This is a genomic window from Paenibacillus sp. TC-CSREp1, assembly GCF_050171015.1.
GTDB classification, from domain to species: Bacteria; Bacillota; Bacilli; order Paenibacillales; family Paenibacillaceae; genus Paenibacillus; species Paenibacillus silvae.
Genome location: NZ_JBNOKM010000004.1, coordinates 1 through 25,283, shown reverse-complemented (window position 1 = coordinate 25,283; position 25,283 = coordinate 1). Strand labels below are relative to the sequence as shown.

Sequence of the window (25,283 nt, the reverse complement as noted above, 5' to 3'; positions counted from 1 at the left end):
CTGCTATACAGTAACAACCCTAATATTAATTGTAGCCTTATTATATAGGATGAGAAGAACGTTTTCAATAACAAAAATTAGATATAGGAGTTTAACTTTGTTCTACGCTGTAAGTGCGACTTTGAATGGAACAATGTTCTTGTTCCGCGACAACCTCTTACTAGCTGCCCGTTAGTTTAATGAATTGAAGATCAAGCTGTTGATCAGATACACGACTAATTGTCAGTTGTCATGTTTTTGGCTGAGCAACGGATAAATATTGAATAATGCTGCAGATTTCAAACATCAATAAATTTAGTTGTCATTGTATGCAGCCGCCCTTTTTCGCAGTACCACTACGATATCTGTCTGAGGTACAAATAAATTATAATTCGTTACATGCACTTGCCTCGTTTCGGTTACGGATTCGATCTTTAATTCAGGAGGAAGACAGCGCTCGATGTGAGTAATTAATGTTTCTTTGGTAAATCTCCAAATTACACCATCAATCGAAGAGTTCGCCATATAACCATCATCCGTTACAGAACCTGAAAGAGACTTGAGAATAACCGGGTCCGCAATAATGATAGATCCACCATCACGTAACAATCTGCAGCTCTCAATGAAGGCTTTTTTGTGATAACGAATGTGATGAAAGCTTCGTGCAAACAAAATTATATCGCAGCAATGTTCAGGTAAAGAAGTGGGCTTGTCAATGAAGGCATGGATATAGGAATTAAACCTTCCCCACTTCTTTCCAAGTTTCAGCGCATTTAAATTCGGATCCATATTGAGAAAACGAATATCCTTCTGCTTGCGAAGATACTTGTTCAGTAAGCCTGTACCACAGCCCACCTGAAGAACATCTCCCCTTAAAGGGGGTAAAACTTTGTAGACATTGCGAGGAATAGGGAAATTTTGAACGTACATGGCTAATTCGTAGAGAATCGGATAACGCTCTTGTAATCGAACTAATTTACTGGTGTAGAAAGGCTTCCGCTTTTTGTGACGTTTAAAGTCCCATTTGTTCAAATAGTAGATAGGAGTCAATAACAAGAACAGAATAATAAAGACTCCTTGGACGCCATAAATTCCAAGTTTGCTAAAGCGATCATTGGATTTATGATGCATCATTTGTTTAGAAGTATTCAAAATGATCACTCCCCTCTCACATCGAAAAAGCCGCCCACAGGCGACCTTTTGAACAAGAATACGATTTTCAATTTGAAGTATGGTTATCAGGATGTTGGATCATATAGGTCTGCATCATGTTCTTCGAGCCAATCAATTTGCCTGAATCCATAGCCAGCCATCGTTTGCTGCACATCCAGCACCTCTAATTCCGGTGCCTGCCAAGGCATTTTTTTCGTTTCCATCGGTCGCCCCCTCCTTTCTACATAAACTGAAACCAAGATACAAGCACCCTTACATTACTTGTGCGATACAAATTTTTTGAGATACAATATGTATCTTTATGAAAATTATAAGACACAATACGTATCTGAGTAAACAAATATTTCATCCCTTTGTTTTTGTCTATTCCGGCTATCGGTACAAGTTCTTGTCCTTGGCTCGGGACACGAACTTGTACCGATAAAATAAAAAAGCCGCTAATATAGCGACTTTTATGGGACCATGTTCTTTTTCCTGGACACCATTTTAGTTAAATAAGGATAGCTAGCATGAGTCTTGGTTAGATTCATACGATTTTTATGGTCTTAATAAGATTTTCCCCGTGCTTTTGCGGCTTTCCAGAAATTGATGCGCTTTTTTTCCATCTCGTAGTGCAAATACCGTAGGCTCGGATACCGTTATTTTCCCCTCTTCGATCCAGCGGAACAACTCGGCTGAACGAGTTGCCCGTTCCTCGCGGGAAGTAAGGAAATTCCAAAGGTCGCCACCGGTCAAAGTTTTTGACGTATCCATCAACATCCTTGGATCAACTGGAGCAGGGTCTCCCCCTGCCATTCCATAAAATACAACCGTCCCCCCAATGCGAGTGACTGCAAAACTATCCTCGAGCGTGGAGCCTACGGAGTCATAGACAACATCCACACCTTTTCCGTTTGTCTCCTCCATGACTTTTCTTTTCCAATCATCCGAGTACAAAAAAACCTGATTCCCTCTTGAGTTCTTAACTGCCGATGCCTTCTCCATCGAGGAGGTTAAACCAATGACCCTCCCACCGAAGAGCTTTGCCATTTGAACAAGCAACTGTCCAACGCCCCCTGCTGCGGCATGAACTAGAATTACATCATTCTCCTTAACCGCATAACTATCTTTTGTTAAATAGTGGGCAGTCAACCCTTGCAGTAAAACAGAAGCCGCCTTGTCAAATGAAATGGTCTCTGGAATAGGAATTGCCTTTTCTATAGGAACAGCTACTTTTTCTGCGTTAGCATGGGGGACATCTGCAAATGCAACAGGGTCGCCAACGCTGATTCCTTGGACATTAGCTCCCGTTTTTTCAACGACTCCTGCCCCTTCATAACCTAAAATAAACGGGGAGTTCCCAGTAAGATGATAGTTCCCTTTCCTTCTATAAATATCTGCAAAATTCAATCCGATGGCTTTCATACTTACTAATATTTCGTCAGGCCCGATAACTGGATCCGAAATTTCAAGATATTCTAGTACTTCCGGTCCTCCAAATTTATTAAATACAAGTGCTTTCAAATGAGTGGCCTCCTCTTATATATTTTTCGAATGAAGCGAGCGAAATTTCCTTGCATCCTTATCCAATTTAGGGTCTGCGTTAAGAACACCATCAACACCTTGCTTTGCAACTAATAAAGCGTCACAATGAACCTCGATGACTCTTTGTACTGAAGGGAAGTCTGTTGTAACGTAAGCTTGACCGTTTCCCCTGCAAAAATTACAATGTAGCCTTTTTCTAGATGCTGGATTGCTCTTAGACGGGCCTCTGCCCTTTCTATCCCCCCAGCTTTCCGCCATATTCCCTCTGAAAATGGTACAACTACCTATAACTAACGATACTTCAACGCCTAAGTTTACCACTCACATAATTTCATTCGCAATATGGTCCAACCTTTCTGGCTCAAAACCGAATTCGGAGTTTCCTGCTACTGCTCACCACTTAGCTTAACGAGAACCATTTTGTACCTTGACAATGATTACACCAGATGAGAGCAGGAGAAAAGCAGCCGATCACGTAGATCGGCTGCTTTTCTTGGTAATATTGGATTATTGTATCCCGATTCCTCACCAGAGAGGAATCTTAGAGCGTAAAATGCCTCCAATTCCCTTCGGAAACCACTTCTACTGCTCCATCGATCACCTTAATTGCGGTCTGATCATCGATCGCATATGCCGGTCCTTGAATCTCTGCGACCCAGCTCTCAGCTGCAGCCATAGTGTTATCTGGCAGCATGACATGATCAAGATGCGGAAAAATTGCAAAATCAACCAGTCCCAACGTTTCATCGCCACCGGTAGGTGAAGTCCACCCCACAAAGTATTTCCCGATCTTAGGTGCCATCACCATACTGCCGGCGCTCATTCCCACATAAACGGCTTTCAGTGAAGGCAAGAGTTCTGCCAGTCCGGATTGCCGCATCCAATGGTATAGGAAAAGAGCGTCGCCACCCGATACCAGCAAGACGTCTGTTTCCCGGACCAGGGGCTCCCAGTGGTCTCTACTGATGCTTGGCAGTGCGGTGAGCTCCAGCACGCCTACAGACTTCCAGCCCAGGTCGACCATGGGATTCTCGGATTTCCCGCTGATAAACTCCCAGGTTTTGACGCCAGGGCCAACCCAGGGATGTCCGTACATCGCCGTGGGAATGCACAGGGCATTGGAGTCAGCAATCGGCTTGTCCAACATGCCAACTAACGCATTCTGTATACTTTGATTATTAACGCCTGCAGATGTCAGTAATAATTTCATACCCTCACTCCTAGTCAATTGACCTTTATAAAATCCCCTTATTATCTAATGTTCGATAAAATGGTTATCCTGTCCTGCCTGTTATCCATTGAAGAAGTAGCTTCCCCACTTAACAAAGCAAACCCTGCCACCAAACCACTGCTTAAAGCTGATAGTACCCAAAAAATTGGCCGAGGACGTTCTCCGTCTCGTAAAACTCCAAAAATAGCTGTGGAGAGAGGCAGGAATATACCAGTCTAAATCTCAGCAAATGTTGCAAGCGAAACGATGAGAAATATAGGATCAAAGTCCATAATGGCTAACGTGTTGCTGGTAGAGAACCACTGAAGCTGGTCTCTTGATCATAATCCATCCTGTAGTCTGTTAAAAGAAACTAGCTTCTACGCTTAGATATTAATCTTATCACAAGTGGGAACATGTTCTTGTCCATTCCGGCAATCGGTACAAGTTCTTGTCCCTCGACATGTGCTATGTCTTCTTCCCTACACTTTCATTGTTGTTATTCTATTAAGCCTAATATTCTGTTAAATTAATTAGTGATGGAGAGAACGTATCACTTTTTTAAAAAAAGGTTTGCTTTGCTAATCATGGTACACTTCTATTTTTTAGTGTTATATGTGTTATATCATATATTTACTTCCAAGAGTATCAAAATTCTAGTCAGTCGTCTGAGGTGAACAATGAACAGAACATTAGATCAATTGCGATACATCGAAAAATATGAAAGCTGGGAAGGGTCATTGGAGGTTAAAGCTTCGGTAGATTTGTTTAATACGGAGATATATTCGCTTACTACGTTTATCGATACTAATCATGCACTAACCACGGAAGATCTAAATACAATTCATTTTGTTAAAAAGCATTTTCACGAGATATATACGATCTTCTTAGAAAGTTTGTTGGAATGGCAATTATACGGGATAGCTTATGAGATATATGATGAACAAAATCACTCGTTTGAATCGATTTATCCTAAAGAGATAGAGGATCTCCATTCATATGTAGGTCTTCCTATACTTCAGATTCTACATAACCATGCTAAAGATGGGCATTCATACTATTCCCTTAATTTTAACAAACACTGCAGAATTTCTATTGAACATGGCTTTACAGCCCTATTTCATAAAAAAGAACTCATCGATCTCTCCCCTTCTGATATTGATTCTGTAATTAGCGGACTTCAATATATTGAACCCGATTGTTCACAGTGGCAAAAAGGTTTTTGGAGGTTAAAACCAAAACTTGAGAATAGTCACTACGATGAGCCTGAAGTGATTAGAAACAGGTGGATCAGCGGCCTTTTTGATTAACGAGCAATATTAATCATTAAAATAAATTCTAAATACCAACTGCTTCATTATCTTCAAACTATTTTACACACTCAATTCGAAGGGTAATTTTAACAAGTCAGTATCTTCTAAACGCTTTAATCACTGGATAAATCACTTTTATCCTCTCCCGTATTGCTCTGCATTTAAATACTTTCTCTGTTTTTTTCAAAGCCTCATATCCCACCCGTTCGTTCAACAGAAAAGGCAGCCGATTCATTGATCGACAAATATTTTGCATAAGATGGGAGATCATAAAAGTGTAAGACAGCGATGAAGGAGCGTTATCAGCTAAAGTAAAGAAATCAAAAATGAGGAGGTATTTTGTTGAACAAACAAAGAGCGATTGAAATTTCGGAATCGACCATTATGAGAAATGTAACTTATCAGGGTGCACCGATCTTTATCCAGCATGTTAATGAGGATGAAACTGCTCGAATCTATCCGATCGGAAACTCGGAGCAGGAAATGACAGTACCTTTGTCCAGTTTAACTGAGCATTCCTAGTTTGTAAGCTCGCTTCATTGCAGTCCTGGTTCAAAAGTGGTAATAAATCAAACGCCGTATCTCGACATGATTCCAGCTTCCGGCCGACTCTCATCTAATCAGACACTCCTTTGGGGCGTGCGGGTAACCATCAATTGCAATTGCCTTACGGAATTTACTACCCTTATCTAAGACTCGAACAAAAGCAGCCGATCACGTTGATCAGCTGCTTTTTGGTGTTTTCATATGCTCAAGCTAGCGCAGACTCCCCTGGAATTTTTTTCTCCTGGTCTCTCATAATAACCTTACTTCAATAGCGAGTACGATGCTCTACCAGAAGATACCACAAATTATTCATTGCTCTTAGATGTTTTACTAATTGATTTTTGAGATACTGAGAACTTAACTCAAGCGCTGAATAATCTTCGCTCAAAGAGCAAAGCTTATTTTTAAAGTCACTTTCATTAGCCTACACATGAACAATAAACTGATCCCTTTCGTGCTCATTTTTGAATAAAAGTATGACTTTTAAAAAAACTTTTACGTGAGAAATCCCTTCTTTATCCTTATTCTCAATGTAAAAAAATCGCTCAGTCTATGAGTCGTACTACCTTCAATGAAATATCCAAAGTCATAATCCTCTAAAAACTGAGCCCTTCTCTTTTCAGGAATAACCGTTGGGTATCGACCACTATCAAGAACAACGATTTGTCCCCTAAATGTACACCTTGATATTGAATATCAAACTGTCGATACAAGGTTTCTGGGTCGTTCATCGCATAGGCGTAAAAATCAGGGTATTGCTCAAGTCAAGCATTTTCGTCCTCATAAAGTACAATTTTAAATTCAGGCTTATTATACTGTTTGAAGCTTCAAACAAAAAAGATTGGATATTTTCAACATTTGAATCAGCGGTACTAACCGCACTGACCACTGCTACATCCACTGTTCTGATCGAAGCTGTATTCACCCAATTAAAGTCCAATGATAAAGACCTAATCGATCAATATCCATTAAACAGAAACGGCAATATATGTTTAGTTTGATTTATAATAACATGACCATGATCAGGAAGAAGTTTGACATTTGCATCAGGCAGTAACCTGGAAAGTCTATCTATTGTTTTTCTGGAATCAAGCATCACATCTTTTTCGCCAGCAATTAACAAAATAGGCATCGTCAAACTACTAAGTTCGCTATCCGTAAAGATGGGTACAGACTCAGTGCGAAAGTGAAAGTGGCGCGCAATAATCTTGACATTATCAGCTGCCTCTTTCGGAATTGTCTGATTGCTATATACGATACGAGAAACCTTATCTCTTCCTTTCTCACCTAAAAGCAAGAACGGCATTGCCTTAAACAGGAATGAAATCTTCTGAGGACCAATGCCAGAGGCGGAGATTAGAACGATTTTCTCAACCTTCTTAGGGTGTTTTACTGCAAAATTGATAGCCATCCAAGCACCGAGAGAGATGCCTATAAAAGATACCTTGTCAAGTTGTAGCGCATGAAGAACATCGTCCATCCATTCAGAATAGGCTTGGCCACTTAGAGAATATTGTTTCTCTTCACTCTTACCAGGATCACCGGGTATATCTACGGCAAATACCCTGTAATGTTTGGAGTATCGCTCTATGTCTCTAATCCACATTGACGAATTAGAACCGGAGCCATGCAATAGAATGAGCGGCGGCGATGATGGTTCTCCACTTGTGATTACATAAGTTTTACCATAATGCGTATCCAAAAACAATTCTTCATAAGGAACAGAGCATTTCGCAAGCAACTGATTATAGTTATCCATAATAGCATCTTTTCCTATTTGTGATTTGAACAATGATTTATGATTCATGATGTACATCACTACTTTCTCCTTATTCACGCAAAAGCCAGTTCTCTGCATCATCCCTGGTTTCAAACATTCTAAAATGGTTGCTTTTCTTAGATTCAAGTGCCATTTCTTTAAATCTTCCTTGATTAATCATCTCTTTTGGAATGACAGCCGCAGTTTTTACATGGTAGTTAATCCATTTTTGAATCATTTGTCCTGCTACGCCGGTTCTCAGCTTGAAAAAGTCTTCTGAAATAACTTGGCTATGCAACAAAAGAAGATTCGACTCATTTTCTTTGCACAAAGCAACGAGGTCCACAGCGTCCTCTTCGGTGCTAAAAGGGGACTCGGCAAATATAACTTCGATATATTTTTTAGTTCCGTTCTCATTGATTTTAAAGTTCATCATCGTTCTCTCCTCGATTTGTTTTCTTTCACTGAGGTCCTTCCTAATTTTTTGCACCCATTTGAGTTCGTTTTGGTAGAAGGACAGCAGGTTTTCGGAAATCTTATCCCACAAAAACGTTTCACGCTCATTTCTATGAGGGGAAGGAATGCCACGTCTGACTTTTTCTTGCTGGAATGCAAGCTGCATGTTAATCCTGCTTTCATATTGTATGAAAAGTTCATTTAGTTCCTCATTGCTGAGTTGATCCGCCCACGCCAATTGAACGAGGAATGTGTTCTTGAACTCAGGAGTTTCCGGTTCTGAAAGAACCCATTCTCTCAAACTGGCAAGCCCTTTTTCCGTAATACTGTATATTTTCTTTGATGGGGTGCTCTCTTGATGTTGAATTTCGTTGGTTACCAAACCTTCGTCCAACAGTTGCACAAGAGATTTGTATATTTGATTGTTGTTGCCGGACCAGTACATGGTTGAAGATTCTTCAATAATCTTTTTTAATTCATATCCTGTGGCGGATCTCCAGCTGAGAAGCCCAAGTAGTGCATATTGGATAGACATAACAACACCTCGATTGGATATCAATGACATAAGTTAATGATAACATAGGTTAACAGTAACATAAGTTAATAATAGCATATGTAATTATAGAAGTAAACATGGGAAGTAAAGTTTCGAAGTACCTCCATTGCCTTTGTGAGAAGTTGCTGGGGACAAGACAAGAACTTGACTGATAAAATAAAAATAAAAAGCCGCTATAATAGCGACTACAATGGGACTATGTCCTTGTCCTCCGACAGTACGGTAGCGGTTAATTCAGCCTCGCTAATCCATTCCGCAGCAAAGTCTTCAATTTTTGTAAACATTTCTTGTTCCTCCAGTCCATTATGGGCTTACACACGACAAATCATACAAAAAAACACTGACAGTTACGGTCAGTGTTTTGGACTCAACCTGAAAAAAAATTTGAAGTAACTAATATACAACAGTTTGCCGTGTCCATATCCGTCTCTACTATCCTCGATAATAACTTGCCGCTATTTGTGGTACGGTTCAGCGTATCATCTATAGAACGAAATCGAATAGCACTCCGTCTTTTCCGCGAACTTCCACTCCAACGCATCCAACACATACCCACATAACGCAAATCGAACATTAACCATTGCCAATCAACCCGAATAACAACAGACGGTTCATCTCAGCCATCTTTTCTATACATTAGTTTCTGGAGCTCCTACTGACACAATTTGGCTCTGCCACAACTAATTCGAGAAATACAACCTCAATACTTCTATGATTCGATAAAGGCTGCTCCTTAACGCTTTTCCATGGCTTACTGATTTCAGCGCACCTCAAAGCGTAGATTCTACTTTAGGTGGGTAGAGTAACCCTAGAATCGAACAGCAGCAGACACGGTCGAAAAAAATAGAGCTATGTCTGGGCACCGGGAATCCTAAGGGCATTCGTCTATAAAGCCCCTGCCAGCTTGCGGGAGGTCAGCCGATAGGTGGTCGGAGACATCCCCAGCTTGGCCGTAAACTGTTTGATGAAATAAGTATCATACTCAAACCCCGTGGCACGCGCAATTTCTATCAGGCTCATATCGGTATGGGTCAGAAGGTCACGCGAAACCTTTAACCGATAGGCAATCAGGTAACCCATCGCTGTATTTCCGCACCTTTCCTGAAACCGTTTATTCAGCGATACACGGTTCAGATGGGCGCAATCCGTTAGTTCCTGCAAGGCAATCTTCCGCGAGTAATGCGTATGGATGTAATCCAGCACGGCATCGACAGGCGAGTGCTCCCTCTGCTGATTCAATTCCTCGAGCAGACCTAAAATCTGGATCAGGTATCTTTTGATCCTGCACACCCAAAGGGAGTCGCTTTGAGCTTGAACCTCCATGCCCAGCACAAAAAACCATTCAAATAGCAGCGGATAAGCCGTTTCGGTTATACGGGGTACACCATAACATCCCTTCTCTCGTTGAAATAGGGAAAGGCCTGTATGAATCCTTGGCACTGCCGGAAACGCCTTTGTTTCAGAAAGAACAGTCGAGTTCAAAAACTCCAGATGAAAGCTGAAAGATTGGGCAGCAATGCTGCATTTTCCCGTTACCTCCACCTGGTCCCCGTCTGCTAGACAAAGAATGCCGGGGGCGCTTATCGATAAAGGTCTCTCGTTGAGAGTACCTTTAAGGCTTCCAGACGTAATAAAAATAAGCGTAAGCCGCTCAGGATAAGGCAGTTCCGTAAAATTCTCCACCGGAGCAAATTCTATGTTTACGGTCCGGTTTTTGTATCGGTCTATTTGAGGCATCTTCGTCATCCACCTATCAAATCGTATAGTTAAATGCTTCATTTATAACAGTGTAGCACGCTAGCCCGAAGGATATAATAGCGTTGTGGATCCACTGAATAAAAGGAGGAGCAGCGCTATGGCTGTTGAACGATTTCACATTCATGTCTCTGATCAAGTCCTTGATGACCTGCAAGACAGGCTGCACCGTGTCCGCTATCCCGATCAGCTGGAGAACGCCAATTCCAATTGGGAACGGGGGACGAATCTGCAGGCTTTAAAATCGCTCATCTCGTATTGGAAAGACCATTATGACTGGCGCGCCCAGGAATCGGTCCTGAACCAGTTGTCCCAGTACCGCTGTCAAATCGACGGAATCGATGTACATTTCGTTCATGAACGCGGGAAAGGTTTCGCACCTTTACCTTTAATTCTCACCCACGGGTGGCCGGACAGCTATCTGCGTTATCAAAAAATCATCCCACTGCTGACCGATCCGGCCAGCTATGGAGGAGACCCGGCGGATGCTTTTGATGTCATCGTCCCTTCGTTACCCGGCTTCGGTTTCTCCGGCCGTCCCCGGCATGCCGGCGTAAACAATTTTCGCGTCGCCGAAATGTGGGCTAAACTCATGACGGAGGAATTAGGTTATGGCCAGTTTGGTGCCGCCGGCGGCGATATCGGCTCCGGCGTAACCCGCTACCTGGCTTCCAGCCACCCCGGACAGTTAGTTGGCATACACCTGACGGATATCGGCATCATCCGGGATCTTATGGCTGCGCCGGAGCCGGACAAACTTTCCGAAGAAGAACGCCAATACAGGAAAAACGCCGCAGAATGGATAGCCAAAGAAGGCGGTTATATGTCGCTGCAGACGACACGTTCGCAGACGCTCGCTTACGGCCTTTCCGATTCTCCGGCAGGCTTAGCTGCTTGGCTAATGGAGAAATTCCGGGCCTGGAGCGATTGCGGGGGCGACCTCCTGAGCACGTATAGTTCGGATGAACTCATTACCCATATTATGATTTATTGGGTTACCAACACGGCAGGTTCATCAGCCCGGATGTATTATGAAAATGCAAATACATTGCCGCCGCTGGCCAGTATAGAAGTCCCGACGGGTCTGGCCTTGTTCCCGGCAGATATTCTGCTGCCTCCCAAGGCTTGGGCTTCCCGCAGCCTGAATATTACTCGCTGGACTCCGATGCCCCGCGGAGGCCATTTTACCGCCTTGGAAGAACCCGAGGCGTTGGCAGAGGATATCCGCGCCTTTTTCCGGCCGCTAAGGAACAAGAAGATTCGTCCGTAACAACATGTATCATTGTTAGATATCGAAGAACGGTAATGGTACGCGTCTCCCCGCCGTCTGTAACGGCAAGTTTAGGGCCATCCTTCGCGGATGGCCCTTTTTTAACTTGATTTATTATTCATCGTGCCCGTGAGCTTAAAACGTAATCGAACTAAATGCAAACATTAATTCAGTTTCACAAACCAGTTCATTGTTTACCATTGCCGCCATTTAATAACTGGATAGTATCCTCCGCAGAAAGTGGAACCCATTAACAACGAACTCTAACTATCCAAAATGAACACAAAAATGACCGGCCCTCCTCCGGTCATTTACGCTGAATAATGAGACAATTCGCTGAAACCTCAGGAAAATCCTTCATGGTTGCCTTCTGCCTCTCGCAGAAACATCCCCGTAATCGAATGCTTTGAAGTTGCAAGTTGGGCTGGCGTACCTTCGAATACAATTTGTCCACCATGGTGCCCGCCCTCTGGACCCATGTCAATGATCCAGTCAGCGCGCTTGATCACATCCAAATTGTGTTCGATGACTACAACCGTGTTGCCTCCATCAACCAAGCGGTTCATGATGTCCATCAGACGAGAGATATCGGACATATGTAGCCCGGTTGTCGGCTCGTCCATGACATAGAGACTGCCCTCCTTATGTAGTTCCTCAGCCAGTTTGATGCGTTGGCATTCCCCGCCCGATAAAGTGCTTAGAGGCTGGCCCAATGTTACGTACCCAAGTCCCACATCCTCCAGCGTTCGCAATTGATTAAGCAGCTCCTTCTTGCTGAAGAAATCCGAAGCCTCCCGTACCGTCATGTCGAGGACGTCGCTGATGGATTTTCCGTTCAGCTTGTACGTTAACACTTCATCGCTGAATCGTCTGCCCGCGCATACTTCACAAGTCGTTCTGATCGGTTCGAGGAACGCCAAATCTGTATAGATCATGCCGAGACCCTGACAGTTGGCACAGGCCCCCTTGGAGTTAAAGCTGAACAGAGAGGCACTCACCTTGTTGGCGGCTGCGAACAGCCGGCGAATCTCGTCCATCATCCCCGTGTAGGTAGCCGGAGTGGAGCGGACGGATGTGCCTACAGCCGATTGATCAATGACAATCGCTTCCGGGTGTAAGGGCAGGAAGGCTCCGTTAATCAAGGTGCTTTTGCCTGAACCGGCAACTCCTGTTACTACAGTCAGTACACCGACGGGGATATCGACGGTTACATTCTTCAGATTGTGCAGACTGGTCCCGGCCACAGTCATCCGACCCTTGGGCACTCGCGATGAAGTTTTCAAAGGCAGACTTTGCTTCAAGTAACGCCCTGTTAAGGTATCCGCGCGGAGCAAGCCCGCAAAGTCGCCTTCGTAGACGATTTCACCGCCGCATGTACCTGCATGAGGTCCTACATCAATGATGTAATCGGCGATCTCCATCACTGCGCGGTCATGTTCGACGACAAGTACGGTATTCCCTTTATCCCGGAGCTGGCGAAGCATGCCGTTCAGACGATGGACATCCCGCGGATGCAGCCCGACGCTCGGCTCGTCGAAAATGTAGATCATATCGGTAAGACTGCTGCTCAGATGACGAACCATCTTGATGCGCTGCGATTCCCCGCCCGACAAAGTTGAAGTCTGTCGATCCAGACTCAGATACTCTAGTCCAATCGAGACCAGATGGCTCAACCGGATTAGAATCCCGTCGATCACAGGTCCCGCGACGGGATCCTGAATGACTTCGATTATACGAATAAGCTCGCCAATTTCCATTGCCGCACATTGCGCGATATTGTATCCGTTAATCCGGCAGCATAAGGCCTTTTGATTAAGCCGGCTTCCATTACACAGGCTGCATTCGCTGTAGGACAAGAACTGGTCAATCGATTCGCGTTTAGCTTCGGACATCTTGCTGCTGTCCCGCTTCAGATACAGACGTGTGAATTTGGACAGCAGACCTTCGTAATCCGATTCAATGGCGCCGCCTTTCGTATTGTATACGATCTTGCTTTCTTTGCCGTGCAAGAGGGTATCCCACTCTTCCTCTGTGTAGTCAGCGAGCCGCTTGTCGTTGTCGAACAGTCCGGAAAGGGCATATGTATTCCATAACCACCCTCCCACTTTAAAGGCAGGGAACAGAATCGCTCCTTCATTTAGTGACTTGGACCTGTCAAGCAGCTTCTCCACATCGAACTGCACCACCTGGCCAACTCCGGAGCAATTCGGGCACATACCTGCCGGGTCGTTAAAGGAGAAGACATTCGAATTACCGGCGAACGGTTTACCGATTCGGGAGAAAAGCAGCCGGAGCATTGCATAGATATCCGTGATCGTGCCCACCGTCGAACGAGAGTTGCCGCCGAACCTTTTCTGATCGATGACAACTGCCGTAGACAAGTTCTCAATGAGTTCGGCGTCTGGCTGACTAAACCGGGGCAGCCGATTGCGGATGAATGCGGAGAACGTCTCGTTTAGCTGCCGCTGAGCTTCGACACTGATGGTGTCGAAGACCAGGGAAGATTTGCCTGAACCCGAGACGCCAGTGAAGATCGTGATCTTCCGCTTCGGGATGCGGACATTCACATTTTTCAGGTTATTCTCGCGTGCACCTTTAATGATGATATTATTGGCGTCCATTGGCCCCACCGTCCCAACGATAAATGAGCTGTACAAGGCCAGAGGAGAACGCTCTTGTATGAGCCAACTGTAAGTTCAACCGTTGTTTGATATCGGTAAACAGTGGTTTTCCTTCTCCGAGAACTATAGGGTGAACGGATAATCTAAATTCATCCACAAGTCCTAATTGAATGAACGTTGTAATCAGGCTTGCTCCACCATATAGCCAGATGTCTTTGCCAGGTCTCTGCTTTATTTTGTTTACTTCTTCAAGGATATGATTGTTTATAAATACTGCTTTATGATCCGTTCCCTGCTGCGACCTGGAAAACACATATTTCTCTTTACTATGAATCAATGCCCAAAATTCTTTGTCAACATCCGAATCTTCATCATTCGGAGTGTATAGCCCCCATTGATCATAGCTTTTTCTTCCATACATAATGGTATCCACTTGATTTAAAAATTGATTAAACTCCAGTTCAGGATCCATAATGCACCAATCGACTTCACCATTTTTTCCTTCAATGAAACCATCCAACGTAACTGCCAAATCTAAAATGATTTTTCGGCTCATGATTTATTGCTCCTCTCGTTGATCTAATATCTTTTGTCCATCTAGAATGATGCTGCAGTCCTGGCTGTTTCCTTCAAACCGTTATCAATAATCTCTTCTGCACGGTCAAAATATTGCGCGTGACCTTCGATGACGACAACCTGAGGATCATGGATTCCCCAAAAGTTAAAAGATCGCTTTCATATAATTCAGGGCCATTTCGCTCGATTGCATCTCTTCAGATGAATAATCGCCACGCGAGCGGTTAACCATTCATAAACTAATTGGTTGTATCCTCGCCTGCTTTCTGTATAGATTCGTAGAAGGACTTGCAATGTTTGTATCCATAGGTTTTAATGTCTCCTTTTAAATTGTGAATCTAATCTAATTCGACTTCTTTTACTTTGCCTGTTCCTGTTCCACGTGTACCGCTTGTTATCTAACCTGCTTTTTTATTAGAAAGCTACATGTATGGATTCTCCTTTCGTTGATTGATAATCTAAGTATAGACATCATTTATGACAAGATTTGTCGTAAATGACGATAATTTTATTGGTTACTCGTTCTCGATATGTACCTTGGAATCCTTTTAAACTGGGGTATCCTCCCCATGCAGCTATCACTCGATCTCCATCCTTTAATTCAGCAATAATGTTGGCGATCACAGCATCATTTTTCACAAGACTGTCGTTATCCGTTAACTTGTACACAATGTTTACTTGGCTACTCTTAAGTTTAACCTCGTCATCTTTTAAAACTAAAGCGTAGTTAGCAAATAAGTTTAGAATGATTAATGACTAAAAAATCTCCGGATTTTGCCGGATTGCATTATTGGCTCGTTCCCCTAATGCTTAATGAACTGATGACCAACAGATTCTCCGTGATCATTCCTGCAATGTTTGTTGCATTTACTGCTCGGTCGGGGGCTGCACTGGCTGCAGGTCTGCGCAGCAGACAGCCCGTGCTCAGAAAGCTCGCATTCTGGCGACAGGAACGGCTTTATTGGCCGCTCCGGAGCCTGCGATCTATGCCGTCAACATGAGAAGAATGGCTTCTTTTGGTGCAGCACTAATTGGTGGAGCTATAGGCGGACTCTATTTCGGCATCGTGTCCGTAAAATCCTTTGCTTTAAGTGAATCAGCAATCCTGCTGGAAATCCCGTCATTCATGGAAGATGGCACGCTGAACTTACTGCATACCTGCATTGGTCTACTCTAAGCCTTCGCCGTGTCAGGTGCACTCACATACTGGCTTGCGGGTAGAGCATCACATACCAAACATGTGTAACGTATAGAAATTTAATATGCTTTGCGTTGTATTCTTGGCTGTTTGGTAAGAGGCTTTTCAATATGTAAAAGAAGCTTAACGTCTAAATATTGCTCCATGAGATAGACAACTTTCCTCATAATGGGCCCTGTAATTTTCTGAATTATAGTTAGTTGTCTACGCCCCCAGTGATTACTGCACATAGTATGTGGAGAAATATCACGGAGGTGAGTTCATTGATCAATCATCATGGGAAACGGATTTGTAGACGTAAGTTCAAAAAACATGTACATTGCGGTGTGAAGGTTAAGGTAGTAAAGGTTAAACCTAAGGTTATAGTTAATGCACCCCAAGGCGTACCAGGGATTCCTGGTCCGATAGGACCGATAGGTCCCAAAGGGGCCACTGGTGCTCAAGGGATACCGGGGCCAGTCGGATTGCAAGGAATTCCTGGTATACAAGGACCCGTGGGTCCAGCTGGTGCGGTCGGAGCAGTAGGCCCAGCAGGCCCGGTTGGGCTAGCGGGTGCAACTGGAGGAACAGGTCCAGCAGGCCCGGTTGGGCCAGCAGGTGCAACTGGAGCAACCGGGCCTGCCGGGCCAACGGGGGCTGGAATCTCCGATTTCCTGAGTGTTTTCCGAGCTGATCCCGGCACAGGTACGGACACCGTTCCAGGAAACTCGCCAATTACGTTGACTGGTGTTTTGGCTAACGTGGGTGGTGCCTTTACCTTCGTGCCGCCATCTTCAACGATAACCATCAATGAAACAGGAAGTTACTTTATCTCTTTCTCCATTCATAATCAGGGCAATGCCGATTTCAACCTTACAGTGAATGGGACGCCCATCACACCTGTGCCTTTCACAGGTAATGGCGGAGGCCCCATATCTGCTGAAGTTATTATTACGGTCACAACAGTTCCGACAACGATTCAACTGGTCAATGCGAATGCAACTCCTGCACAGTTGCATAACAATCTGAATACCACGGTGACTATTCTGAAACTGACTCCTTAATGTCGATCCACGATATAGTCTATGTCAGTATAAAAATTAAAGTATATGCTTTTTGTCCAGTCCATAAGTCTATTTATTGAAAAGATAGTATGGATGGCTAGGGATTCAGGAGCGGCGGGATGCTGTTGTTAAATAGACATGACCGCTGCTCTTTTCCTTTTCGTAAAATAAACCTCAGATCCTGTAATTGGTGTATGAGAGACAAGCTTAATGGGTTAGAGCAGCTGATACAAAAGACATCCATTGGTCAGCCTTCGGATAACAGTGATTAGGCTCGAACAAATCTTGTTGTAAGATAACATAGTATATGGTGCAGAGTTTGGAATGTTACGGTATATATGGGATTTCGAACACTCCAGGAACTCAAACCCTTCTGATCATCGCTTCATTATCTAGCATGGGAGGCTGTCGATCTTAATTTCGTTTATCTTTCTTGGCCCAGCTTAATAAGTTGCTCTTTAGAACTGTTAAAGTCCTGAGTCAATAAGTTGAATCTCTTTTGGTATTCAGCCAATTTGGCATATAAAATATTCCTTTTCTGAATAGCAAGTTTGATTTCTTTAAGATCCGTTTTACTACGTCCTCTCATGGAACCGTACACTTGCTCTTCGGCATCCAAACCCAGTTCATAAGCTTCAATAAACATCTGAAGTATCTGGCTTCTTGCTTCAAATTGTTCGAGAGCTTTTCCAGCGAGAGAAAGTGTTTCTTCTTTTTCGAACGAATGTTTTAGCAGTGATTGTTGAAGTGATTTCGTTTGTTCATCAGCCTTCTGCCCAGCTTTTTCTATCTGTCCCACATCCGTTAAGTAGGAGGAGCAATACAGCAATGAGAACAGCAAGTGTCAGTTTTTTACCTATAATGTTCACGGGTCTTCCCTCTTTTACTGTTAGTTTATCTAAGTTGAATTACAAGCGAGGATCGTGGCTGAAATTAACGACCACATGCTCATTCGGATTGTAAACCTCAAACTCATAGCCTTTTGCTTTCAGCAGCTTTAGAATCTGTGGCAGAACTTCTACAGTTTGTTTCCGTTCATGCATCAGAATAACTTCTATATCTCGGTGTACGCCTCTTTGTATCCGGGATATAATTTTATTGGGCTGGCCGGGAAGGTTCCAGTCAAGTGAGTCCGTTGTCCAGTCCCACATTTTAAACTCTGCTGCCGCGATATCCCCTCTAAAAGCCTCACCAATTTGCGGGCTGCTTCCATAAGGCGCACGTATCAGATATGGCTTATATCCAATCAATGCCTCTACCTTATTTTGCACTTCTTTAAACTCATTCAAAAAGTTGTCTGGGCTTCCGCTCTTATATAACTTTTTATAACTATGTGTCATGCTATGCAGCCCGGGATAACTGCCTTCTTTCACCAAACGCTTCACCGCTTCCGGATAGTGATCCAGATTCTCTCCAACCATAAAAAAAGTAGCTCTAGCTTCATACTGGTTCATAATGTCCAGCAACTGCCCCGTATATTTGCTAGGGCCATCATCAAAGGTAATATAAGCTACTTTGCTAACTTGGCCCAAAAATCTCGTCGGTTGTTCTTTTGAGTCCGGCGAACTCTGAATGAGCCCTAATTGAACAGGCTGTTTAATGATGGCAATGGGCGGAGGTGCAACCATCATCTTTATCCAATGTGTTATACCGCTGAATGTATACGTAATCCCCATGACAAGGAGAATCAAACCCATAAGTACCAAACTTAACTTTCCATAAAGAATTTTTCTTCTTCGTTTGCGACTTTCACCGCGAAATACATTTCCGTACACTTTTGTTGATTCATGATGTGATTTCAAGACCTGTCCACGTCCTATCATCTCGTTATTTATGCTAACTAGTAATCTCTGAACTTGTTCTTACATAGGATTAATAGAAAAGTTCGCCGGGAGGCGATCGTTCTGTTCACCATCCCATTTAATTCATCGGAAATCAGACAATCCTTTGAGCCCGCGCGGGTAACCCCAATTCCAACAGGCTTACGGAAGCAAGACGCGGGAGTTGTTCGAAAAGTTTGATTTTGCAGTAGGAAATTCCAGCCACTGTGATCATATCTGTGATTTGGCGGGTCAATCAAGCCGCGCAACAAGAAAAAAAGACCGCTGGCGCAAATGCTAGCCGGCGGTCTTTTGCTGTAATCGAATATGAGGGCGTGCAGAAAAGGAGGAAAGAGCGTTTTTTTAATTTCCTGTGTGGGAGATCGTGATCTGACCGCGCTTGTCTTGGATGACCTTCAAATTCAGAATATCGGACAGAAACTCAAGCGGCACGTACACGTATCCATTTTTCATTTCCGGTGCCGCCCCGAGCTTGCGGGGAGCATTTTTTCCAAGAAAATAGCTGTCCTTGTTCAAGATGATGGAGCTCCAGAGGGCGCCTTTGGAAATGTCGGCGGTTTTCCGTTTACCATTCCAGGTAACGTCAAAATTCAGCTGGCGCAGCACGCTGGCTAAAGGCACCATTAGCTTGCCGTCTTTGCCGATGTAATGCTGACTGGAAGGAATGATCGATTGGACTGCTCCGTGTACGTCTTTCTGGTCCGGGAGCTTCACGGCAAATTCCGGCGTGCCAGTCGATCCCGGAGCGATGCTGTATTCTTGGAACACGATGTATGCATGCCCGTCCTTCACGTAAAAGCTCTGCTCAGGATGTACGCCCTTAAACCCGTTCTCCCCTTTAAAATAAAGCTCTTGGTCTGCAGCGATCGCGGATTTAATATGCGCATCCAGAATAGATGTGTACTTACTACCGAACAGGTCTTCAAGCGTTACGCGCTTCGCCTCGGCTTCATTCGTAAAGTTGTACGTGTCGACAAGTGTCTCCGGATTGTTCAATCCGGCCCCCTCCGTGGTGATTTTAAGGGAGACCAGGCCGTTGTCCCAGCCGTCCGATGTCAGCTCATATTGGATCGACAGCTGGTAGGGATGCATGGTGTAGCCATTCTTTTTGGCCAAGTTGGCTGCTTTAGCTGCCTCCTTTTCCCATTTTGCGAGATCCTTGGAGGCATGGGATTCAATGATATCGTTCAGCTGATCCTGATATTTGGTGTCGGCGAGTCCTTGGAATACGGGAATGGTGATATCCGTCTTCAGCCATTTCTCAGAAGATTGGAGTTTCTTGGTTGTCACTAACTTCGCGGCAAGAGCGGGAGCCATAATCTGTCCGCTGCCGGAAGCGGCCTGGACCTGTGCATGGACATGTGCGGAAGAAAGCCCTGAAGCGGACACCATCAGAATGCCTGCCATGCCCGCGACGGCCAAGGTTTTGGTCCATTTTGTTGTATATTGCATCGTTTTCATTGTAATTACCTCCTAGTGATTAAATAAGATTTAGTCGTATGTGGTTGATTTCCGAAATGCTTCCCCGCATAGTGCGCGGAGGAGCGAATTGCGCGGTGCAAAATGGCTCTTATTGGACATACTCGTTGCTGACGAGCAAGTCCTGGATCGCCTCCGTCGGAATTGTAAACTGGACAACGCCCATGTAGCCAGGCGCTACGTCATATTCATTGAAGCTGATGACCAGCTTGCCGTCCTGATTAATGTAGAAATTCTGGTCCTTCGCGATGCTGCGGAACAGGTCCTCCTTCGGTATATCCGGCTCGATCCCCGGCTGCTGAACCCAGTAAACCTTGCTCGGGTCGTCCTTCATCTGCTGACGCATTTGCTCTTTAATATTGTCGCTGATCCCTTGAATATAGCGGTCATCGCTGAAGAGGCTCGGCAGCGTGATGACGATATGGTTGACTTTATCGAGCGTATCGTATTTGCGGGACTCGGCGGAGGATCCGGCTGATTCGACGACATAACGAGAGAGGGTCAGCAGCCGATCCGTATCGGTGACGATTTCATAGCCGCTTTCCAGCCCGAGATGCCCTCCCCCGCTTTTTTCCAGCTGGTTCATTTCATCCTTGAAGCCCTCGTACAGTTTCTTGTTTTCCTCCAAATATTTGGTGTTTAGGGACTGTTCCAGTTCAGGATCGCCGGTGTCGGCAATGCCTGGCGTTTTAAGATGCACATCGGTGTTTTCGTTCTGTTCGGTATATTCCCGGAGGGTGATTACCTTGACAATCTGCCCGAGCACCGGCACTTCAGACAGCGCCTTGGCGAAGGCAGGGCTGGTATTTACGCCGACAGACAGTAGGATACAAGCAGCCGCAGCGCTTACGAGCCAGGGCATGGCCTTTATTTTTGTTCGCCGGGAGGCGATCGTTCTGTTCACCATCTCATTTAATTCATCGGGAATAGGAATGGACTCATACTCCCGCCTCATCCTTTTCAGCTTGTCATTCATTATCGTTTCTCCTCCTCTTGATCTTCCTCGCTCATGTACACCCGAAGCTTCTGCAGTCCTTGATATAGCCTTGTTTTCACGGTATTCAGATTCTCGTTAAGCACCTCGGCAATTTCTTCAAACTTCATATCTTCAAAAAAGCGGAGGATTATCAAGATCCGGTATTTGTCCGGCAGCTCATTCAGTGATCTTGCCAGATCCAGATCAGTATAATGGTCTTGGCTGTTTGGAAGCACAACCTCCAGTTTTTCTTCGTCCATGAGCTGGACTTTTTTCTGTTTTCGTATGAAATCCAGTGACGTTGTCACGATGATGCGAAAAAACCAGCTTTTTAATGAACCCGTATTCTTCAGGTTTTCGATGGACATGAACGCTTTGTGGATGGCATCCTGTACGATGTCGAGAGCATCCTCTTTGTTGCGGACATAGCTGTAAGCTAGTCGATACGCCCTTTCCTGGTTTTCGGTGATGCATTGGATGAGAAGCTTTTCCAGCTTCCGGCCGACTTTCATTTAATGAGACACTCCTTTGGGCCCGCGCGGGTAACCATCAATTGCAATTGCCTTACGGAAGCAAGACGGGCGAGTTGTTCAAAAAGTTTGATTTACGATAAAAAAATTCAGCCGTTGTGATCTAGCTGCGATTTGGCGGTTCAATCAAGCCACGCAGGAAATAAAAGACCCCAGCTTCACCGGGGTCCTAAGCGGATCTTTCTATTTACTGTCATATTTTCGGATATGTAAAGCGGAATTATGCTCGCCAAAGTCAAACGAACTTTTGTAGTCAAAAAACATTAACCCGTTGGGACTAAATCACCTAAGTACCAATAAGAAATCCATCTAATCAGTAATGGGAACAAGTTCTTGTCTTAGCTTGGGACAAGAACTTTACTGAAAAATAATAAAAAGCAGCTGATCATATTAATCAGCCGCCTTTGTGTATTATTGCGCTATCGTTAGTTAAGTTAGTAATGTCAGTCTACTACCCCATTCACCGACTGGTTCAAGCCAGCTTACGATTCGATCATCAATAAGTTTGGTAAGTGAACCTTCATACTCAGCACGATAAGGTTTGTTTAGTTCGTGTTGAATCCAGCTTTCTTTTGTACCCCGCCAGATCTCATAGATGACAAGATCATCCGGATGATCAAGATCATCGGAGACAATAGCACTGACAAAGGAAGGTTCACTTTTGAAGTTGCTAATCATTGAAAATAGGCTTTCGCGGAATGATTCTTTCTTACCAGGCTTTATTTTAAAACGAATATTAAGAATTATTTGATTGTTGTTTGTTGACATCACTAAACACTCCTTTTATTAATTTTCTTCCTAGTCACAAGTTTATTATGTACTATGTATTAATATTGAACTAGTACGTACTTTTAAGTTATATAGTAACTAAAAAGTAATAATTGTGATTAAATATAGAATAAAATAATTTTATTCTATATTTAATCTCCGATATTTATCCTTGTTTAATGTCTTCTCTGCATAATCCTGACCCCAATCGCAAAGAGCTCGCAAAGTGGGTTCAAGTGACAAACCTATTTCTGTTATTGCATATTCCACTTTTGGTGGTACCTGATTATACATTTTTCTTTTAATCAAATTATTACTCTCCAACTCCCTCAACGACTGTACTAACATTTTCTGTGAAATTGATGGTATGAGCCTTTTCAATTCACCGGTCCGTTTAGGTCCTTTTATTAAGTAATACAGAATAAGAGGTCTCCACTTTCCGCCAATGACATCTAACGTAATTTCCAGATCACAATAAACCGTTTTCAATTGAGAAACACCATCTCTCATTTAATTTCCATTATTATAGTACACTTCTGGTGGACAAGCATGGTTATTCTCGTTTTGCAAGAAATTCCTTATAAAGGATGCTGCGTAATGAAGTTTTAACTACATATATTGCATTTATCGATAATGAATAAACCCTCCAATAACATCGAATGAATTCGAATCCTTAATTTGTAAGACAGTATTCGTTATGTTGATCTGATTTATGTTTGAGTGGCGTATCTGATTCTCCTATCAAAAAAGCAGCCCCGTCAGGAGCTGCCTCATGTTATGCCTTATCTTGTAATCTTTATCTGTTCCGCTAATCCGACAGCCTACTCGGCATCCGGATAAGGATTGATTTTCTGGATTGTTCCGTCTTCGTTGTATTTCAGCTCGGAATATTTAACGCAGCGCTTGTGGTTGACACCTTCAGACAGGGAGCTGTCGTGATAGAACAGATACCACTTGTCTTCAACTTGTACAATGGAGTGGTGGGTTGTCCAGCCGATAACCGGAGAGAGAATCTCTCCCTTGAACGTGAATGGTCCCATCGGGCTCTTGCCGATCGCATATACGAGCTTATGCGTGGTTCCTGTAGAGTAGGACAGGTAGTAATAGCCGTTATATTTATGCATCCATGGGCCTTCAAAATATCTCCGGTCTTCATCGCCGGCCAGAATCGGATTCCCGTCTTCATCGACAATTGATATCTCTACAGGCTTACCTTGGAAGGACAGCATGTCGTCGCTAAGCAGCGCAACTTGCGGTCCAAGCGCCGGCTGGTCAGGAGCCGGTCCTTCTGCATCTGGCACAAAGCTGCCGGTCTGCCATTTCTCCAGCTGGCCGCCCCAGAGTCCGCCGAAATAGATGTATGTCTGATTGTCGTCATCCACCAGTACGGCCGGATCGATACTGAAGCTGCCTTCCATATAATTCGGCTGCGGCGTGAACGGGCCTGCCGGAGACTCTGATGTCGCCACTCCCAAACGGAAGATATCGTCATGGTCCCGTGCCGGGAAGAAGAGGTAATAGGTATTGTTCTTATAAGCGGCATCCGGTGCCCAGAGCTGCTTGGAGGCCCATGGAATATCTCTCAGATGCAGCGCTTCGCCGTGATCGACCACCGGGGAATCGAAGTTGTCCATCGAGAGGACATGATAGTCTTCCATTTTATACTGGTCGCCGTTATCGTTGCTCGGCTCGTCATGATCGAGGTCATGGGAAGGATAGATGTAGATTTTGCCCTCGTAGACATGGACGGACGGGTCCGCGGTGAAGATGTGGGTTACGAGCGGCTGGTGGGGCTTAGGTAGTTGTTGTTGTTGTTGATTCATAAGGCATCTCCTTTGGTATTGGAATAATAAAATCCTTCATGAATAGCGCTCAAATATCCGGCAATTACAGTATAATCATTGAATGCATCGTACCCTTCCTCTGCAATCAAAGCAAGCGCTTACAATATCTGTTGTAATTCTACACCCCCCGCTAGTTTTTTCCAATACACATACTAAAGGTCTTCCCCGAAAAAATGTACAATTTTCACCTATCCGATTACTGGAAATATACACTGATTGCTCGCATTTGGCTTATCCAATAGATATTTTTGTGAGTACTATTACAGGCTGCAAACTTTTTAGCAGACCTTTCCCCCAGACAATCTGGATCGGTCTAACAACAATACTACAAGCAGGACTAGTAGCTATAAATTACAGCAATCGGAAAAAGAGCTTGTACCGAAAAAATAAAAAAGCCGCTAAAATAGCGGCTTTAATGGGAACATGTTCTTGTCCCTCGACAGTGCAACTTGTTGGGCGTAAGCTCGGTATTATACAGGGCTCATGCCTTTTGATTTTAACTTTATTCGTTTGTGATGGCTTATTTAACCGATGCTGCCTTCCATCTCGAATTTGATCAATCTGTTCATCTCTACCGCATATTCCATCGGTAATTCTTTTGTGAACGGCTCAATGAAGCCCATGATAATCATTTGAGTTGCTTCGGCTTCGGTCAATCCGCGGCTCATCAAGTAAAAGAGTTGATCCTCGGATACTTTAGAAACCGTTGCTTCGTGCTCTAGTACAATGTTATCGTTCATGATTTCGTTATATGGAATCGTATCGGAGGTGGACTCATTGTCGAGAATTAGTGTGTCACATTTGATGTTGGATTTCGCGCCCTCTGCCTGGCGTCCGAAGGAAGCCAAACCACGGTACGTTACTTT

24 protein-coding genes and 2 pseudogenes are annotated in these 25,283 nt (G+C 44.1%); 6 read left to right on the top strand and 20 right to left on the bottom strand.

The features are described 5' to 3' along the window. Positions 1-294 precede the first annotated feature (294 nt). From ACQSGY_RS06785 to ACQSGY_RS06760, 6 genes and pseudogenes are all read right to left on the bottom strand, one after another. Entirely contained in the window at positions 295-1,131 is an 837-nt protein-coding gene (locus ACQSGY_RS06785) for a class I SAM-dependent methyltransferase (RefSeq protein WP_427051230.1), read from the bottom strand. An 86-nt stretch (positions 1,132-1,217) separates the two neighbouring features. After that, positions 1,218-1,355: a paeninodin family lasso peptide gene (locus ACQSGY_RS06780; protein ID WP_216514335.1), complete on the bottom strand. Its 138-nt coding sequence runs from the start codon at positions 1,353-1,355 to the stop codon at positions 1,218-1,220. A gap of 334 nt (positions 1,356-1,689) precedes the next feature. Next, a complete protein-coding gene (locus tag ACQSGY_RS06775; RefSeq protein ID WP_427051229.1) occupies positions 1,690-2,655 on the bottom strand; it encodes a quinone oxidoreductase family protein in 966 nt (321 codons plus the stop codon). An 18-nt stretch (positions 2,656-2,673) separates the two neighbouring features. Further along, positions 2,674-3,095 (bottom strand): annotated as a pseudogene (gene pyrH / locus ACQSGY_RS06770) (UMP kinase); the annotation flags it as partial. A 122-nt stretch (positions 3,096-3,217) separates the two neighbouring features. Beyond that, a complete protein-coding gene (locus ACQSGY_RS06765; RefSeq protein ID WP_427051228.1) occupies positions 3,218-3,886 on the bottom strand; it encodes a Type 1 glutamine amidotransferase-like domain-containing protein in 669 nt (222 codons plus the stop codon). An 86-nt stretch (positions 3,887-3,972) separates the two neighbouring features. After that, positions 3,973-4,110, bottom strand: a pseudogene (locus ACQSGY_RS06760) (EamA/RhaT family transporter); the annotation flags it as partial. A 456-nt stretch (positions 4,111-4,566) separates the two neighbouring features. On the opposite strand from ACQSGY_RS06760, the gene ACQSGY_RS06755 reads away from it, so the two are divergent. Next, the gene (locus ACQSGY_RS06755) at positions 4,567-5,196 is read left to right on the top strand and encodes a hypothetical protein (RefSeq protein WP_427051227.1); all 630 of its coding nucleotides are present in this window, start codon (positions 4,567-4,569) and stop codon (positions 5,194-5,196) included. 345 nt (positions 5,197-5,541) lie between these two features. After that, positions 5,542-5,721: an H-type small acid-soluble spore protein gene (locus tag ACQSGY_RS06750; protein WP_427051226.1), complete on the top strand. Its 180-nt coding sequence runs from the start codon at positions 5,542-5,544 to the stop codon at positions 5,719-5,721. Between the two features lie 982 nt (positions 5,722-6,703). On the opposite strand, the gene ACQSGY_RS06745 is transcribed toward ACQSGY_RS06750, so the two are convergent. The 3 genes from ACQSGY_RS06745 to ACQSGY_RS06735 form a co-directional block, all read right to left on the bottom strand. Beyond that, on the bottom strand, positions 6,704-7,561 hold the full coding sequence (locus ACQSGY_RS06745; RefSeq protein WP_427051225.1) for an alpha/beta fold hydrolase: 858 nt from the start codon (positions 7,559-7,561) through the stop codon (positions 6,704-6,706). Between the two features lie 13 nt (positions 7,562-7,574). Then, positions 7,575-8,495: a DUF4180 domain-containing protein gene (locus ACQSGY_RS06740; RefSeq protein WP_427051224.1), complete on the bottom strand. Its 921-nt coding sequence runs from the start codon at positions 8,493-8,495 to the stop codon at positions 7,575-7,577. Between the two features lie 906 nt (positions 8,496-9,401). After that, positions 9,402-10,253 carry a helix-turn-helix domain-containing protein gene (locus ACQSGY_RS06735; RefSeq protein ID WP_427051223.1) on the bottom strand — a complete coding sequence of 284 codons (852 nt, stop codon included), beginning with the start codon at positions 10,251-10,253 and terminating at the stop codon, positions 9,402-9,404. A 118-nt stretch (positions 10,254-10,371) separates the two neighbouring features. On the opposite strand from ACQSGY_RS06735, the gene ACQSGY_RS06730 reads away from it, so the two are divergent. After that, positions 10,372-11,541 carry an epoxide hydrolase family protein gene (locus ACQSGY_RS06730; protein ID WP_427051222.1) on the top strand — a complete coding sequence of 390 codons (1,170 nt, stop codon included), beginning with the start codon at positions 10,372-10,374 and terminating at the stop codon, positions 11,539-11,541. A 344-nt stretch (positions 11,542-11,885) separates the two neighbouring features. Here ACQSGY_RS06730 and ACQSGY_RS06725 read toward each other — a convergent pair whose 3' ends face one another. Both ACQSGY_RS06725 and ACQSGY_RS06720 read right to left on the bottom strand, forming a co-directional pair. Further along, positions 11,886-14,162: an ATP-binding cassette domain-containing protein gene (locus tag ACQSGY_RS06725; RefSeq protein ID WP_427051221.1), complete on the bottom strand. Its 2,277-nt coding sequence runs from the start codon at positions 14,160-14,162 to the stop codon at positions 11,886-11,888. Further along, the gene (locus ACQSGY_RS06720) at positions 14,149-14,718 is read right to left on the bottom strand and encodes a dihydrofolate reductase family protein (protein ID WP_427051219.1); all 570 of its coding nucleotides are present in this window, start codon (positions 14,716-14,718) and stop codon (positions 14,149-14,151) included. The genes ACQSGY_RS06725 and ACQSGY_RS06720 overlap by 14 nt, the downstream gene beginning before the upstream one ends. 772 nt (positions 14,719-15,490) lie before the next feature. On the opposite strand from ACQSGY_RS06720, the gene ACQSGY_RS06715 reads away from it, so the two are divergent. The 3 genes from ACQSGY_RS06715 to ACQSGY_RS06705 all read left to right on the top strand — a co-directional run bounded on the left by ACQSGY_RS06715 (position 15,491) and on the right by ACQSGY_RS06705 (position 16,979). Further along, entirely contained in the window at positions 15,491-15,739 is a 249-nt protein-coding gene (locus ACQSGY_RS06715; RefSeq protein WP_427051218.1) for a hypothetical protein, read from the top strand. Then, entirely contained in the window at positions 15,736-15,915 is a 180-nt protein-coding gene (locus ACQSGY_RS06710) for a hypothetical protein (RefSeq protein ID WP_427051217.1), read from the top strand. The genes ACQSGY_RS06715 and ACQSGY_RS06710 overlap by 4 nt, the downstream gene beginning before the upstream one ends. A 347-nt stretch (positions 15,916-16,262) precedes the next feature. After that, complete coding sequence (locus tag ACQSGY_RS06705) at positions 16,263-16,979, top strand: collagen-like protein (protein WP_427051216.1); 717 nt, start codon at positions 16,263-16,265, stop codon at positions 16,977-16,979. A 424-nt stretch (positions 16,980-17,403) separates the two neighbouring features. On the opposite strand, the gene ACQSGY_RS06700 is transcribed toward ACQSGY_RS06705, so the two are convergent. From ACQSGY_RS06700 to ACQSGY_RS06660, 9 genes are all read right to left on the bottom strand, one after another. Further along, complete coding sequence (locus ACQSGY_RS06700) at positions 17,404-17,778, bottom strand: YkyA family protein (RefSeq protein WP_427051215.1); 375 nt, start codon at positions 17,776-17,778, stop codon at positions 17,404-17,406. A gap of 109 nt (positions 17,779-17,887) precedes the next feature. Next, positions 17,888-18,781, bottom strand: coding sequence for a polysaccharide deacetylase family protein (locus tag ACQSGY_RS06695; protein WP_427051214.1), 894 nt, complete (start codon positions 18,779-18,781; stop codon positions 17,888-17,890). Positions 18,782-19,162: 381 nt separating this feature from the next. Then, positions 19,163-20,281: a stalk domain-containing protein gene (locus tag ACQSGY_RS06690; RefSeq protein ID WP_427051213.1), complete on the bottom strand. Its 1,119-nt coding sequence runs from the start codon at positions 20,279-20,281 to the stop codon at positions 19,163-19,165. Positions 20,282-20,390: 109 nt separating this feature from the next. Continuing rightward, on the bottom strand, positions 20,391-21,275 hold the full coding sequence (locus ACQSGY_RS06685) for a DUF3298 domain-containing protein (RefSeq protein WP_427051211.1): 885 nt from the start codon (positions 21,273-21,275) through the stop codon (positions 20,391-20,393). Then, complete coding sequence (locus ACQSGY_RS06680; RefSeq protein WP_427051209.1) at positions 21,275-21,787, bottom strand: RNA polymerase sigma factor; 513 nt, start codon at positions 21,785-21,787, stop codon at positions 21,275-21,277. The genes ACQSGY_RS06685 and ACQSGY_RS06680 overlap by 1 nt, the downstream gene beginning before the upstream one ends. Positions 21,788-22,234: 447 nt before the next feature. Continuing rightward, positions 22,235-22,573, bottom strand: coding sequence for a putative quinol monooxygenase (locus ACQSGY_RS06675; protein WP_427051208.1), 339 nt, complete (start codon positions 22,571-22,573; stop codon positions 22,235-22,237). 141 nt (positions 22,574-22,714) lie between these two features. Continuing rightward, a complete protein-coding gene (locus ACQSGY_RS06670; protein WP_145402105.1) occupies positions 22,715-23,062 on the bottom strand; it encodes a winged helix-turn-helix transcriptional regulator in 348 nt (115 codons plus the stop codon). A gap of 332 nt (positions 23,063-23,394) precedes the next feature. Next, on the bottom strand, positions 23,395-24,396 hold the full coding sequence (locus ACQSGY_RS06665) for a glycoside hydrolase family 43 protein (protein WP_427051207.1): 1,002 nt from the start codon (positions 24,394-24,396) through the stop codon (positions 23,395-23,397). A gap of 545 nt (positions 24,397-24,941) precedes the next feature. Continuing rightward, positions 24,942-25,283: SufD family Fe-S cluster assembly protein (locus ACQSGY_RS06660; RefSeq protein WP_427051206.1), on the bottom strand; the 342-nt coding region annotated here is incomplete at its 5' end.